Raw genomic sequence first — 15,583 nt, 5'->3', positions numbered from 1 at the left:
TACTATATTTTTATTAGATGCATATAAATATCTAGCTTAACTTTATCTCTGTGCTTTTTAAATTTTAATCTTAATTTAATTAGTATTGATTTTAACACTTTGATAAGCACTACATAATTTCATAAATTTAAACTAGAATTTTTCTTTAACATTATAATTTATCCAATAATTTCAATATAATAATATCATAGAAAGCTTTTTCACTGTTAGAAACATAGCCTTTCCTTAACTATTTCCTTGTATTCTTTAAAGTTTGTTAATACCTCATTGTCTATATTTCCAAAAACATCTGCTGAAAACTGTATTTTTGTAAAAGGAAGTGGTATGCCATAGTTGTCAATTTTATTTTTTAATTTTAACTTCTTTGAATGCCTAACCTTTATTCCAACAAAAGGTTTATTTGAATCTTTTGCTAAGGAAAAGGCTATTTTCTTTGGCTCATGTAATGGTCCTATAGGTCCATCTAAAGCTAAAGCAACTAAGGAGTCCTCCTTGCTTTTTTCCCTTAATTCCTTAATAAATTCTTTCTTATTAACATCATCTGGCATCTTAAGAGCACTAGCTCCATAAGAATTAAGAATATATTCTATATACTCACCTCTAGAGTCATCTGTAACAACTACATTTACATCTAACTCTTGATTTTTTTTAACTTTATAATATCTATTTAATTTTTTTAATAGAAGATTCATAGAATAACTATTTTCCCTCCAAAAACCTAAAATACAATTATCCATAATCTCATCATCTATCTCATAAAAATTTTCAAAACTTACTGTACTTGTCTTTAGTACAAAGTTTAAATATCCATTGTAAACACGCTTAACTACTGCCTTCAATTTATTACTCCCCCCTCTCCTTTATCTTTATATATTTTCAATTTTATTTTTCAAAATAACACCTCCTTATTTCTATCCTAAAAATTTTAATAATTCCTCTCCCAAGAAATATCCTGATGATATTAAAACTGTATTCCATATAAAAATCCCTAAAGTTGCATAAGCACTATACTTAAGAAAATTTAATTTCAAAACTCCTGCTGGTATTGATATTACTGTCCTAGCCATTGGAATTAGTTTGCTTATTAAAATTCCTGTATAACCCTTTTCTCTCAAATAATCAATTTTGCTATTTACAAAGCTTTCGTGACTTGGAAATTTATTTAGATATTTTTGAAGAATTAATTCTCCTCCAAATCTTCCTATGCAATAAAGTATCCAACTTCCTATTAGACCTGCTATTACAGATACCAAAAGTGCTTTTATAAGACTCATTTCACTTCTTGAAACTAAAACGCCCACTGCTGGCATTATTATCCCTGCAGGAAGCCCTGGTAAATTCATATATTCTAAAAGAATAATCACAAATAAAAATAAAAGCCCATACTCTGCAAAATAGTTTGTTATAGTTATAAAATCCATACCCCTTACCTTTCAATTTGAAAATTTTATTTAACCTATATCTTTTTATTAATTGTTAATTCTAAAATGCTTTTAAACTAACTTAATTCTAAAAAGCATTTCTATTATCTAAATTGTTAATTGCTTTCTTCTCATTTGCTACACTCTTATAATAAACTTTAAAAATAAAGAAACTCCTCAGATAAATCTAAAGATTTTCTAAAGAGTTTCTTAATATTTTTTTGATTTTAGTTAGTAATCTTAAAAGGACTTATTTTTAACTTCTAAAATTTTAGGTAAACTGATTTTTATATACTTCTTTATTCTTAATAAATCTCCCTTAGTTCTTCCTCTATTTTATTAAAAATTACATTTAATAAATTTTTATCTACATTAATATGTTTTGATGAAATTCCCCAATTTGAGTAATTTATAAATAATATAAGACACCTTATCTTACTCAAAATTATGCTCTGTTTATATACTAAATCTTTAAGCTCTAAATTTTCAGCAATTAATTTATTTTCCATTAACTTAGATTCAATAAGATTACAATCTAATAGAAGTTTAATTGTGTTCTCATTATATTCCTCTTCATATAATATGCTTTTTAATTCATAAAGAAGTTTACTTGTTAATTCTAAATACCTTTCCTTTAAATCATATATAGAATTTTTTATGCTCTGCGGGAAAATAAGCTTATTAATTCCTAAAGCTATTACTATTCCTATTATTACAAATAAAAATCTATAAAAGGCTAAGTATCCAACTGTACTTCTAGATAATCCAAAACTTAAGGTCATAAGTGCTGTGCATACAACCTTTTTCTCATAATCCTTTTGGACAAAGTAAAGAAACATTAATATTAATAAAAGTAATTCTAAAGGAATAATATGCGGGAAAAATGTAAATATAGAAATGTAAATTATCACTCCTATTATTGTCCCTTTAAATCTTTTTATTGCTTTTGTTAAAGTCTCTTCTTCATAGGGCTGTATAACCACATAAACACTAGTAACAATCCATCTTCCCTGAGGTATTGTGAACTACTCACCACTTAGCTAAAGCTTGAAGTGGAAGCTTCTTGGTCAATATACCTAATGGTACAAGTTTACCCAAGCTCTAAAGGTCGCACCAACCTCGCTATAATCAATAACTTATGCTATCAACATTTCTAGGTTCTTACTAGCGTTTATATCTCTATCGTGTTCTGTTCCACAGTTCGGACAAACCCAGTTTCTAAGACCTAGATTTTTTACATCACTATTTTTATATCTACAGCAAGAACATAATTGAGAACTAGCGTAATTACTAGGAGCAACAATAATATTTCTTCCATACCATTTAGCCTTATACTCTAACATTACTCTAAATTCATACCAACTAGCCTCTGATATTACTTTTGCTAATTTATGATTTTTCATCATATTACTTACTTTCAAATCTTCTATTGCTATTGATTGGTTTTCTCTAATTAGCTTTGTAGATAATTTGTGTAAGAAATCTTTTCTTTGATCTGCTATTTTTTGATGTAATTTAGCTACTTTTAACCTAATTTTATTTCTATTAGAACTCCCCTTTTGTTTCCTTGATAAATCTTTTTGTAATTTCCTTAATCTTTTTTCTGATTTTCTAAGATGTTTAGGATTAGGTACTCTATATCCATCTGAACATATTGCAAACTCTTTAAGTCCTACGTCTACACCTATTTTTTTATCAACTTTAGGTAATTTTATATTTTCAGTATCAACTAATACAGAAACAAAGTATTGTCCCATTGGATTTTTAGAAACAGTAACACTTTTAATTTCACCTTTGAATAATCTATGTTGTTTTATTTTTACCATAGATTTTAATTTAGGTAATTTTATATATCCATTTTCAATATATATAGTACCTTTTTGATTATTAGTTTTATAACTTATTCTATTAGTTTTCTTTTTGAATTTTGGGAAACCAATAGATTTATCTCTAAAGAAATTTTTATAAGCAGTATCTAAATTTAATTGAGCATTTGCTAAGGCCAACGAATCCACTTCTTTAAGCCATTCATATTCTTTCTTGAATTTAGCAGGTGTTAGGTATAGCTTAGACATTTCTTTGTAAGTTAATATATCTTTATTAGCTTCATATACCTCAATTCTATTAGCTAACATTTGATTGTATATAAACCTACTACAACCACAAGTCTTAGCAATATATATTTGTTGTTCTATATTTGGATATATTCTGTATTTATAAGCCTTTAACATACTCTCACCTCATCTTTTTCACCTTGACTTTATATATATCTTTTTACTGTTTCAAGATTAGACACACTAATTATAAACAAACAATAAGTTCTGCTACAAAAATATTATTACCATAATTTATTTTTTATACTAGGGAACTCTTTAATGATTATTTGTATCAAAATTTATTTAATTACCTTATTTTTATAATTACTACTGAAATAATTATAGAAAAGTGAAAAAATATAATCAATACTAATGATATAGTATCCTTTAACTACGCTTTCGGCGGCTCATCTCACCATCTACTTCCTTTAGGTGGGCGAATTCTCTAAAATTTAGTTAAAAACTTATCTACATTATTTAAAAACCTCTATATAAGATTTGCAAACTTCTCTATAATTAAAAAAATCACATGTAACTTTTAGTTACATGCGATTTCATATAATTCAATGGGTAAATCATCTGGATCACTAAAGAAAGTAAATTTACGTCCTGTAAATTCATCTATTCTTATTTCTTCCACTTTAATACCTTTTTCCTTAAGCTCTCTAACCTGCTTCTCAATATTTTCAACCTCAAAGGCAAGATGTCTAAGTCCACAGGCCTCTGGATAGCTTGGTCTTTTAGGCGGATTTTTAAATGAAAATAATTCTATTTGTGAATCCCCTATTTCCAAATCAAACTTATAGGAATCCCTTTCCTCTCTATAAACTTCTCTTATAATTTTTAAACCTAATAAATTTACATAAAAATCTTTTGATTTTTTATAATCTGAAGCAATAATTGCCACATGATGTATCTTCTTTAAATTCATTTATTTCCCCCTAAATTCCATGAATAATTAAGCTATTTTTTTCATAATACCCTAACAAATTCTTCTCCAAGCTAAAATTTAAAATAAGGCTAATTTAACTTAGAATCAATATTAATGAGTTCCGTGAACTATTTTAAAGCCTTCTTTTTCTAAAATTCTCTCATGTTTTTTTAAATCATCACATTTAGATTCTATGCAGTGAGATATATGTATTGTTTCTACGCCATTCTTTTTTAATTGCTTTACTTTATGTGTCCAATTTTCTCCTTCAACTAGGGTATCCTTGCAACCAGCGCAATAAAAGAAACTAGCTAAATCCTCTTTATTTTCTCCATAAATACTAAAAGCAGCTGTTGAATTATTATACGCCTTAAAGCATCCTGATGCAGCACATTTTCCTATTACTTTTCTGCATGCCATTATTGCTATACTCATTAAAATCATTCCTTCCATCTATTTATACAAAAGAAATTATATCATAAATTATATATAAAGACTTAAAAAAGCAACAAAGCCTAAGCCTTGTTGCCCATATATTATGAAATTTAAAGTGGTCAATGTAATTATATTTATTTTAAATTAAATATATCTGATTTTTTAAAACTCTTTTTTTATTTTCTAATAACTACATTGCTTTTTTGAATATAGCTATTACTTCTTCTAAGTTTCCTTTTCTTGGATTTGTTAATGAACAAGCATCATTTAAAGCATTAGTAGCTAAAGTTTCAAAATCACTTTCTTTTACTCCTAATACTCCAAGTCCCTCTGGAATTCCTATAGTTTGTGATAATGATTTTATCATATCTATGCAAAGATCTGCTCCTTGCTCATCAGTTAATCCTTCTATGTTTCCACCCATTATTTTAGCAATTTTAGCTAATCTTGAAGCACTTGTAGCTTTGTTATATTCTTGAACATGAGGTAATAATATTGCATTACATACTCCATGAGGTAAGTTGTAGAATCCACCTAATTGGTGAGCCATAGCGTGAACATATCCTAAGCTAGCATTGTTAAATGCCATTCCTGCTAAGTATTCAGCATAAGCCATCATATCTCTAGCTTCCACATCTTGTCCATTTTCAACAGCATTCACTAAATAATTGCTTATAAGTTCTATAGCTTTCTCTGCACAAGCATCTGTTATTGGTGTAGCAGAAGTTGAAACATAAGCCTCTATAGCGTGTGTTAAGGCATCCATACCAGTAGCCGCTGTTAATGATTTTGGCATAGCAAGCATTAACATAGGGTCATTAACTGCTATTATTGGAGTTAAATGTTTGTCTACTAAAGCCATTTTTATATGTCTTTCTTCATCAGTTATAATAGCGAATAAAGTCATCTCACTACCAGTACCAGCAGTTGTATTTATACCTACCATTGGTAATTGAGGTTTCTTAGATTTATCTACTCCCTCATAGTCTTTTATTTCTCCACCATTAGTAGCTAATAAAGCTATTCCTTTAGCACAGTCATGAGCTGAGCCTCCACCTAATGAAATAACAAAATCACATTCTTTTTCTTTTAATAATGCTAAACCATCATTAACATTTTTAACTGTTGGATTTGGTTTAGTTTCATCATATATTGCATATTCTATATTCTTATTATCTAAAACATCTGTTACTTTTTTAACTATTCCTATTTGTCCTAAAACTTTATCTGTTACTATTAAAGCTTTTTTAAATCCTAATTCTCCAACTTGATCACCAGCGTCTTTTAAGCAATCTGCTCCCATTAAACTTATAGCTGGCATAAAAAATTTATAACTCATATATTTCTCCTCCAAGTCTTTCTCTCAAGTATATTCTCAATATTTGCTTTCACTTTATAATTTAATTTTAATTTATCGTTAAAAATTTAACTAATCCATTTTTTTAAAAAATATCTCATTTTTAATCGACAGAAATTGACAATACTATAATAAGCTTTTATATTATTTATTATGAGGTGAGGATTTTATGGACAGATTTGATAGACAACTTGAATTGGCAGATGGTATAGAAACTGAATATTTAAGAATTCTATATTACACCTTTGAGAAGAATTACAAAGATACATATAAATCTTATGAATATAAAAGACTATGCACTATAGTTGATGGAGAAAAAAATGTAAGAATTAATAATGGTGAGAATATCATATATGATTCATCTAAATATATGCTTCTTCCACCAAACTCAAGCGTGGAAATGAAAATTGAAAAACCTACTAAAGACTTAGTTTTAGAATTAAATGAAGATTTAATAAATACAGTTTCAGAAAAACTATCTTATGAATTAGATGTAGATTTAAATAAATCTATATTAGAAAAACCATTTTTTAATGAAAATAATGAATTAATAGAATTAACAACTAAAAGAATTGTAGAGACTGCTACTAAAGATACAAATAATAAAGAATTTTTACTTGATTTATATGCACAAGAAATAACTTATAGCCTATTAAATACTAAGGGAGCTAAAGATATTATTTCTAGTGATTTTAATAATCCAATAAATCGTTCTATTCAGATAATGAAAGGAAATCTTAAAAATAATATAACAGTTTCAGAAATTGCTTATGACCTAAATATGTCTCTTCCAAGCTTTTCTTCAAAATTTAAAAAAGCTATGGGAATGACTCCTAATGATTACCTTACAAGCTTAAAACTTAATGAAGCTGCAAGACTTCTTAAGTTTTCATCAGTTACAGAGGTGGCTTATGATTTAGGATATGAAAATATTTCTCACTTTATAAAATTATTTAAAAAGAAGTTTGGATTAACACCTAAACAATACTCCTTAAAGTATTCTGGTGAAGTCATACAAATTCAATAAAAAATAAAGGGCTGTATAAAAATATAAAAACAAAACTCACAAACCTATTCTTAGAATTACTAATACTCTTTTCATAATGTTTGTAAGTTTTTATAAAATTATTTTTATATACGCCCTTCTTTTTATAGAATCATAACTAAAGTTTAATTACCTCTACTTTATAGCCATCTGGATCTGTTACAAAATAATATGTTGCAGCTCCATCTGAAAGACCTTTCATAGGTGTAACCTCATATCCTAAAGAAATATGTCTTTCTCTTTCAGCTTCTATATCTTCTACTCCAACAGCTATATGACTAAACCCATTTCCTAAATCATATGGCTTTTCTTGATCATAGTTATAAGTTAATTCTACTTCATATCCATCTTCTTTATCTGAAAGATAAACTAAAGAGAATTTATATTCTGGATAATCCATTCTTCTTGTTTCAACAAGTCCTAAAGCTTCCTTATAAAACTTTAAAGATTTATCTAAATCTTTTACCCTTATGCATGTGTGTAACATTTTGCTTGCCATTTCATAACCTCCATATTTCAAATATTACTTTTTGTTTTTTATTATATATTATCATATGTATATTTACATATCTCTATATAATTTCAAATAACACTATATTCTTATAAAAAAAGTATTATAATTCTTTTCTTATAAATTTATTTAAGGAAAACTTGTAAAAAACAATTAATATAAATATTGATATTACTGCTAATATAAGTACCACAAGAGGTAATGAATTTAAAATATTTGAAACATCATAATTTATATTTTTAAGTAATTTTTCTACTAAAGCAAGACCGATTATTAATATAAATAATGGAACGCTTCTTAAATAAGATACTACACTGCTCTCTGGGTATATAATTGCCATACTAAATGTTATTGATGCATATATATAGAAAATTATAAATGTTAAAAGTAAATTAAATGGATTTACAATGATTTTTTCTCCTAACATAAAACTTACACCCATACCTGCTAATATATTTGGTAAAGAAAATATTAAAAAAATTAATATAGGTAATATAAAAGATGTGCCTACTACACTTCTTGCATCAATTGGCAGTGATCTTAATAATTTATTTGTCATTGCTCCTTTATTAGTATTTTTTGCAATTATAAAATTAACACTAATCATTGAAGCTAACAAGGTAAAATAAATGAAAACACTATTTATTAAAAAATCATATCTATCTTTCGGTAAGTCTATAAAAAAAGGAGAATATCCAAAAGTCATTGTAAGGATATAAAATATAAATATTACTCTTATATTTTTTAAGTCTTTAATAATTAAATTTTTCATATTAACTCACCTCACTTTTTTTATAAATATTTAGAGACACTATTAATGATATTATTAGAGCCAGTATTCCAAATACTAAACCATAAACTCCATTAGTAATATTAAATAATACTTGTAAATTTTCATTTTCAAGAGAATTAAATAATATTGAACTAATCATCATTATTAAAATAGTAAATATTATATTAACCACTCTATAAAATTTATGACTTATAATCATATATACTGGTAAAGTTAGTGATACATAAAATAGTTGAACTATTATATTTGGAAGAATTACTCTTAATGTTAATGTAAAATCACTTCCTGAAATTACTCCTAAAATAGTACAGAATAAATATAAAAATAAATTAACTACTATAATATAAATTAATGTTGATAGATATTTACTATAAATATAATTTGATTTTTTAGTTGGTAAAGAATTTAAGTAAATATTAAATTTACTTTTTCTTTCAACTTCAATTGGTATTATCATAAGATAAAACACAATAAAAGTTCCCATAGTATATAAATAATTCATTCCTTGAGTTAACGCAAAAGTAATACCTAAAAAAAGAAGCACAATAATTGAACTCTTGATATATTTCTTTTGTATAAAAAAATCTAACTTAAGTAATTCTTTCATACTACTTCACATCCTTTTTAGAATAATAAACAACTATATCATCTAAAGTAGCCTTTTCAAAAATAATTTTTTCACCGAAAAGTTCTTTTAAATTTCTCATATTGTTAGTTAGTCCTTCAAAGTTATATCTTGTTTTTCTTAACCCTATTAATTCTTTTTCTAAATCCTTATTTAAAATATCTAAAGGTCCCTTAACTAAAAAGTATTCTTCTAATAACAAGTCTTTTTCTAAGGAAAATTCAACTTTTCCTTTGTTTAAAAAGGTTATATAATCAGCTAATTTTTCAAGATCCGTTGTTATATGAGTTGAATAAAGTATTGATACTTCTTCCTCACCTATTATTTCAAATAAAATGTCTAAAAGTTCACTTCTAAAAACAGGATCTAAGCCTGATGTTGGCTCATCTAATATTAAAAGTTCTGCCTTATGAGATAAAGCTAAGGCTAAAGAAAATCTCATCTTTTGTCCCTTTGATAATTGCTTTAGCTTTTTATTTTCATTTAACTCAAATTTTTCAAGATAATACTTAAATTTTTCTTCATCCCATTTTGAATAAAATTTAGATATTATTTTTTTATTTTCTTTTATTGTAAAATCTTCAAAAGCACAACAATCATCATAAACAAATCCAATTCTATCTTTTATTGATATTTCATTTTTCTTTATATCTTCACCAAAAATATATATTTCTCCACTATCTAAATTTATTAAATTCATTATGGCTTTTATTGTTGTAGTCTTTCCTGCTCCATTTGGCCCTATTAATCCCATTACAAAACCTTTAGGAATATTAAAGCTTACATCTTTCAAAGAAAATCCTTTATAATTTTTACTTATATTTTTTATTTCAAGTACATTTTCCATATAAACCTTCCTCCTTAAATCTATACCTTATCTTTATAATTCCTTTAAAGTTTTAAGCATTCCAACTAGATCATCAAAGTTCAATCCTATGCTATTTGCAATATCAATTGCTTCTCCTAATTTTCCTTCTATTTCTCTAAGCTTTTCTTCCATTAAAAGCTCTTTATTTTGCTCTGCCACATAAGATCCCTTACCAGGTAAAGTGTATATAAAGCCATCTCTTTCAAGCTCTTCATAAGCTCTCTTAGTTGTAATTACACTTACTCTAAGCTCAGAAGCTAAGCTTCTTATTGACGGCAATGCTGAATTTTCCTTTAAATCTCCAGATAAAATCTCATTTTTTATAGCTTTAGCTATTTGTTCATATATGGGTACCCCTGAAGTGTTTGAAACTACTATATTCAAAAACTCACCTCTTTCTGTGTATATACTGTATATATTCTATATATACAGTATATACACTTTTTTCATATGATGTCAATATATTTTCATTGTTTAATTTTTTATTTTTCAAAGTATCTTTACTTAAAACCTTATAAAATAAAAGCTACGTATAAAAAATCTTTTTAATACATAGCTAAAATTAATTTAAAGTTTTTACTATTAAGATATTAGAATAAAAGACAAAAAAGAGGTGCACATAAATGTGCACCTCTTAGGTTTATATAATTATTTATTTTCTTCTATTAATTCTTCGATTTTACATTTGCATCTAGCACCACAACAAGCACCAGTTCCTGCTCCTGTTTTTTCTCCTACTTCTTCAAAAGAAAGAGCTCCGTTCTTTACTGCCTCAACTATTTTTTCTTCTGAAACACCTTTACATAAACAAACATTTGACATAATAAAATTCTCCTCTCGTTTTACCTAAATATTATATATTACTTATCTCTAAATTCATCATTACTATTAATTAATAATCTTTATTGTTTAAATAGATAATAACAGATAAAAACTCTTCTTGCACATGCTAAATTCTTTTATTTTTCACCTTTAAAAGCTATTACATCAAATTAAATCTATATCTCTTTATTATGCTAATGTTTTCTCTTTAAATACTTCAATTCCTATTCTATCAATAAAATCTCCTAATTTTTCTCCAGCCTCAGCTTCCCCTTTATAAACCTCAAAGATTTTATCAACTATTCTTAAAGCTTCCTTTTCATCTACATCCTTTATAAGTATATCTGCCATTCTTGGATTGTGACCTGCTGACCCTCCTGCCGTTACTAAAAATCCTGTTTTATCAGCTATAATTCCAACATCTTTTGAATAAACACTTCCACAGGCATTTCTACAGCCTGCTACTCCGATTTTAGTTCTACATGGCATATCCATATGCTTATATTTATTTAATAATTTCATCCCTGTGCCTATGGTATTAAACTTTGATCTCTTACAAAAACCAGCTGGACACATTTCCACATTTTTTACTGAGTTTTGTTTTTTAACAGCAGGCTCCATTCCTAGTTCATCCCATATTTTAGGCAAATCTTCTCCCTTAAGATTTGTTATTAAAAGTCTTTGACCTGATGTAATTTTAATTACCCCATTATACTTTTTAGTTACCTTTGCAATCTTTTCTAATTGCTCTGGAGTAATAAATCCTCCTGGAATATGAGGAGTTATTCCAAAAGTTCTTTTTCCCCCTCTAACTTTTTGTAAGTTCCCATAATGAGTTCCACTAACCATCTTAGGTATTCCGATTCCTATACCATCCATCCTTAAAAATTCCTCCTATATATTAAATGTAAAAATTTCAATTTATAAATTAATTTTAGTATACACTAAAAAATATTTTTCAGAAGTAACTTAGGTTACTAAAATAATATCAATTAAAAACTAAAATTTCCCAAAATAGATTTAACTATATTATCTAGTTCTTTACTAACTTAATATTATTTTAAAAATAAAAGGTATGAATGAAAATAAATTTTAATAAAACTTATTTTTAATTCACACCTTTAATTTTTCACCAATATCTTCATATATACTATTTTAATTTATAAAACTAACACCTTAACTCATTAATTGGAGCAGCTTTTATTATTTTTCCTTCTTTTAACTCTATAAATTTATTTGCTAAAGCCTTTGCATCACTTCTATCATGAGTTACAAATATAGATGTAATTCCAGCCTTTATAAGAATATCTTTTATTTCCCCTCTTATTTTTTCTTGAAGATCTGCATCTAAGTTTGAAAAAGGTTCATCTAATAAAAGTACTGATGGCTTTGGTGCTATAGCTCTTGCTATGGCTACCCTTTGCTGCTGTCCTCCACTTAATTCATAAGGATATTTATCTTTATGTTCCACTAAATTAACAAGTTTAAGCATATCCATAGCTATTTTTTCTTTTTCTTCCTTATTTTTGCCTTTTAGCCCAAACTGAATGTTTTTTTTCACAGTCATATGAGGAAATAAAGCATAGTCTTGAAAGACCATTCCAACGCCTCTTTTTTCTGGCTCAACAAAATTATTATCTGAAAAAACTATTTTTCCACCAATTTTAATTTCTCCTTTATATGACTCTTCTAAACCAGCAATTATTCTAAGTATTGTACTTTTTCCGCTTCCACTTTCACCTAGAATAGATAATATTTCTCCCTTTTCTAAGCTCATATTAAAATTATCTATAATATCATTCTTAGACTTAGGATATTTAAAATATAATTCTTTTATTTCAATAAACATTACTAATCCTCCTTGTCAGCAACTTTATATAAGAAATATATAGCCACAAAACTAACAAAAACTATTATTAGAGATGGTATTGCTGACTCAGGTATCATCTCATCATTGGCATACTCAAATACCTTTGTTGATAAAGTATAAAAGTTAAATGGTCTTAAAGTTAAAACTAAAGGTAATTCCTTTATAATATCAACAAAAGTTAAAGCAAAAGCTCCTAAAATAGCAGGTTTTAACATATGTATATCCACTTTAAAGAATGTTTTAGTAACCCCATATCCTAAAGTTCTTGAAGCTTCAGTAAATTTATTACCTATCTTTTCAAAGCCACCCTCTATATTTTGATATCCTATTGCTAAAAATCTTATTACATACGCAAATACCAACATTATTATACTTGTGCTTAAGGCTAATCCTTTTATTTTGTTATCAATATCTACAAAAAATAAGATCATAGTTATGGCAACTACAGCCCCTGGAATGGAATATCCTATTAAAGTTACTTTTGCATATATTTTTGATAATAATCCACTTCTAGTTCTTACATAGTTTGCTACTATTAAAGCCATTATAACTATAAGTAAACTACATCCAGAGGCAAGTATTACTGAATTAAATATCATACTTAAAAATTGACTATAATAGATATTTTTATAGCTAGCAATTGCCCAAGCTATCATTTGAAGTACTGGTATAAGAAATCCTAGTGAAAATATTATTAAAACATATAATGTAACTATAAATTTATTAAAGCCTTTAAGATTTTTTCTCTTTATTGGTCTAACCTTTGTATTAGTAAAACTATATTTTTTTCTTCCTCTTAAGGCCTTTTCTGACGAAATAATTATAAATACTACTACCATAAGTATTCCTGCTAATCTTATGGCTGAATCCACATCCCCTAAGGATATCCAACTTTTAAATATAGCTGTACTAAATGTTTGTACACCTAAATATGATACAACTCCATAATCACTTAAAACTTCTAAGGCTATTAAGGTTGAGCCTGCTACTATAGCTCCCCTACTTACAGGTATGATAACTCTAAAGAATATTCCTATTGCACTGCTTCCTAAAAGTCTTGCACTTTCTATTAATCCTGCCGATTGTTTTTCTAAAAATGTCATTGTAACCATATAAATATATGGGAATAAAAACAATGTAAATATAAAAATAGCTCCCTCAATAGACATAATATCAAAGTATTTTTGATTTAATTCTACCCCTAAAATATTTCTAAAAAATCTCTGTATAACTCCAGTGTAACTAACCATTCCTGAATATGTATATGCCCCTATATATGGTGGTATAGCTAATGGAAGTATTAAAGCCCATCTAAAAAATTTCCTAAATGGAAAATCATAGGCAGATATAAGCCAAGCTAAAGTTATCCCTATTATTATGCTTAATAAAACAGTAAAAAAGACTACTATTATAGATGTAACTATATAATCCTTTAATAAATATTCTTTTATGTGATACCATGTTTTGTTTGGTTTTTGAAATAAATGAATAATTATATCTATATTAGGAAGTACAATCATCAAACTGATGATTGTACTTAAAAGTGCCCACCCATTAAATTTAATTTTTTTCATTATTTCCATCCTACTTGATCAAAAATTAATGTAGCCTCTTGTTTTGATTCTCCTAAAGTTTCATAGTTTAAATTTTGAACTTTAAATTCTCCCCATGATTTTTGTAATTCACTCTTACCAACTTTAGTATTTAAAGCAAACTCTCCATTTTCGTCAACATATGCTTTTTGTGCTTTCTCTTCAGTTAAATATTCTAATAATGCTACTGCATTTTCTTCATTTTTAGCATTCTTTGTAACTGCTCCAAAACTTAAATTTAAATGAGTATTTTCTGGGAATAAAACTCCTATTTCCTTACCAACTTTAGCTTCTTCTGCATCTGATGAAGATATCATCTTTGCAATATAGTATGAGTTCATTATTCCAACATCACCTATTCCAGCCATAATAGCTTTAGCCTGATCTCTATCATTTCCTTCTGGTGTTCTAGCAAAATTATTAACAATACCTTGAGCCCATTCTTTTGCCTTTTCAGCCCCATCTAATTGAATGAAGGATGAAAGTAAAGCATTGTTATATGATGAACTTGAACTTCTTGTTAATACTTTTCCTTTAAATTCATCCTTAGTTAAATCATTATATGTTTTTATTGTTTCTGGATTTACCTTTTCCTTATTATAAACAATGATTCTTGCTCTTGAAGTTAATCCAACCCAGTTTTTCCCTCTATATTCTGAAGGTATATTTTCATTTATTTTTTCTGATGATATATCCTTTATTAAATCTTTCTCATTAAGTTGAGCTATATTTTCTGCTCCAACAGTTAAAAATACATCAGCAGATGTATTATCTCCTTCTCTTGCCATTCTCTCAATTAGCTCATCACTTTTTCCATCAACTAAATTTACTTTTATCCCTGTATCAGATTCAAAATCTTTAAATAATTGCTTATCTATATCATAATGTCTTGATGAATAAACATTGACAATTTTCTCTCCTGATCCGGTTTCTTCTCCCTTAGCTTCCTGATTTTTTTGTCCACACCCAGCTAAAACTCCCATAGATACTAAAGCAGTTAATGTTAAGGCTAATAATTTTTTTCTTTTTAACATTTTCTTTTCCCCCTTAAATTTACAAATAATTAAGCTATTTTTTATAACAACTTAAAAAATTCACTTTATCTTTATGTATATTTAATAAATTTAAAAACCTCAAGAATAATGATATCGGTTATCATTTTTAAAGTCAATGATTTTTAGTATTATTAAATAATTATTTTCATTTAATATATATTA

17 protein-coding genes and 1 pseudogene are annotated in these 15,583 nt (G+C 26.8%); 1 reads left to right on the top strand and 17 read right to left on the bottom strand.

Annotated elements, in window-relative coordinates; translation table 11 throughout:
* Positions 1–206: 206 nt before the first annotated feature.
* From GOM42_RS02600 to yiaY, 7 genes and pseudogenes are all read right to left on the bottom strand, one after another.
* Complete coding sequence (locus GOM42_RS02600) at positions 207–839, bottom strand: hypothetical protein (RefSeq protein WP_003471304.1); 633 nt, start codon at positions 837–839, stop codon at positions 207–209.
* A gap of 72 nt (positions 840–911) precedes the next feature.
* Positions 912–1,421 (bottom strand): DedA family protein, encoded by a 510-nt coding sequence (locus tag GOM42_RS02595; protein WP_003471428.1) that lies wholly within the window; start codon positions 1,419–1,421, stop codon positions 912–914.
* A 305-nt stretch (positions 1,422–1,726) separates the two neighbouring features.
* A pseudogene (locus GOM42_RS02590) lies at positions 1,727–2,440 on the bottom strand (FUSC family protein); the annotation flags it as partial.
* A 117-nt stretch (positions 2,441–2,557) separates the two neighbouring features.
* On the bottom strand, positions 2,558–3,652 hold the full coding sequence (gene tnpB / locus GOM42_RS02585) for an IS200/IS605 family element RNA-guided endonuclease TnpB (protein ID WP_057230689.1): 1,095 nt from the start codon (positions 3,650–3,652) through the stop codon (positions 2,558–2,560).
* A gap of 403 nt (positions 3,653–4,055) precedes the next feature.
* Entirely contained in the window at positions 4,056–4,448 is a 393-nt protein-coding gene (locus GOM42_RS02580; RefSeq protein WP_057230688.1) for a VOC family protein, read from the bottom strand.
* 111 nt (positions 4,449–4,559) lie between these two features.
* Positions 4,560–4,883 carry a CGGC domain-containing protein gene (locus tag GOM42_RS02575; protein WP_003455301.1) on the bottom strand — a complete coding sequence of 108 codons (324 nt, stop codon included), beginning with the start codon at positions 4,881–4,883 and terminating at the stop codon, positions 4,560–4,562.
* Between the two features lie 190 nt (positions 4,884–5,073).
* Positions 5,074–6,222 (bottom strand): L-threonine dehydrogenase, encoded by a 1,149-nt coding sequence (gene yiaY / locus GOM42_RS02570; protein ID WP_003455491.1) that lies wholly within the window; start codon positions 6,220–6,222, stop codon positions 5,074–5,076.
* Between the two features lie 187 nt (positions 6,223–6,409).
* Here yiaY and GOM42_RS02565 point away from each other — a divergent pair, with 187 nt between their 5' ends.
* Entirely contained in the window at positions 6,410–7,267 is an 858-nt protein-coding gene (locus GOM42_RS02565; RefSeq protein ID WP_057230685.1) for an AraC family transcriptional regulator, read from the top strand.
* A gap of 136 nt (positions 7,268–7,403) precedes the next feature.
* Here the strand turns inward: GOM42_RS02565 and GOM42_RS02560 are convergent, their stop codons facing one another.
* The 10 genes from GOM42_RS02560 to GOM42_RS02515 all read right to left on the bottom strand — a co-directional run bounded on the left by GOM42_RS02560 (position 7,404) and on the right by GOM42_RS02515 (position 15,400).
* The gene (locus GOM42_RS02560) at positions 7,404–7,784 is read right to left on the bottom strand and encodes a VOC family protein (RefSeq protein WP_003461057.1); all 381 of its coding nucleotides are present in this window, start codon (positions 7,782–7,784) and stop codon (positions 7,404–7,406) included.
* 115 nt (positions 7,785–7,899) lie between these two features.
* Complete coding sequence (locus GOM42_RS02555; RefSeq protein ID WP_003471556.1) at positions 7,900–8,568, bottom strand: ABC-2 transporter permease; 669 nt, start codon at positions 8,566–8,568, stop codon at positions 7,900–7,902.
* A 1-nt stretch (position 8,569) separates the two neighbouring features.
* Positions 8,570–9,196 (bottom strand): ABC-2 transporter permease, encoded by a 627-nt coding sequence (locus GOM42_RS02550; protein ID WP_003471183.1) that lies wholly within the window; start codon positions 9,194–9,196, stop codon positions 8,570–8,572.
* Position 9,197: 1 nt separating this feature from the next.
* Positions 9,198–10,061, bottom strand: a complete 864-nt coding sequence (locus GOM42_RS02545) for an ABC transporter ATP-binding protein (RefSeq protein ID WP_003471481.1) — start codon at positions 10,059–10,061, stop codon at positions 9,198–9,200.
* Between the two features lie 33 nt (positions 10,062–10,094).
* Positions 10,095–10,466 (bottom strand): GntR family transcriptional regulator, encoded by a 372-nt coding sequence (locus GOM42_RS02540; protein WP_003471320.1) that lies wholly within the window; start codon positions 10,464–10,466, stop codon positions 10,095–10,097.
* Between the two features lie 264 nt (positions 10,467–10,730).
* Positions 10,731–10,904 carry a (2Fe-2S)-binding protein gene (locus GOM42_RS02535; protein WP_003449944.1) on the bottom strand — a complete coding sequence of 58 codons (174 nt, stop codon included), beginning with the start codon at positions 10,902–10,904 and terminating at the stop codon, positions 10,731–10,733.
* 189 nt (positions 10,905–11,093) lie between these two features.
* Positions 11,094–11,783, bottom strand: a complete 690-nt coding sequence (locus GOM42_RS02530) for a sulfite/nitrite reductase (protein WP_003450149.1) — start codon at positions 11,781–11,783, stop codon at positions 11,094–11,096.
* 289 nt (positions 11,784–12,072) lie between these two features.
* On the bottom strand, positions 12,073–12,753 hold the full coding sequence (locus GOM42_RS02525) for an ABC transporter ATP-binding protein (protein ID WP_011009811.1): 681 nt from the start codon (positions 12,751–12,753) through the stop codon (positions 12,073–12,075).
* Positions 12,754–12,755: 2 nt separating this feature from the next.
* Entirely contained in the window at positions 12,756–14,348 is a 1,593-nt protein-coding gene (locus GOM42_RS02520) for an iron ABC transporter permease (protein ID WP_057230682.1), read from the bottom strand.
* The gene (locus GOM42_RS02515; protein WP_057230680.1) at positions 14,348–15,400 is read right to left on the bottom strand and encodes a Fe(3+) ABC transporter substrate-binding protein; all 1,053 of its coding nucleotides are present in this window, start codon (positions 15,398–15,400) and stop codon (positions 14,348–14,350) included. The genes GOM42_RS02520 and GOM42_RS02515 overlap by 1 nt, the downstream gene beginning before the upstream one ends.
* Positions 15,401–15,583 lie beyond the last annotated feature (183 nt).

It is taken from the genome of Clostridium sp. 16K-1-R1, assembly GCF_023921145.1.
Lineage (GTDB): Bacteria > Bacillota > Clostridia > Clostridiales > Clostridiaceae > Sarcina > Sarcina perfringens.
The sequence above is the reverse complement of the archived record's forward strand: the minus strand, read 5'-3'. Positions and strand labels throughout refer to the sequence as shown.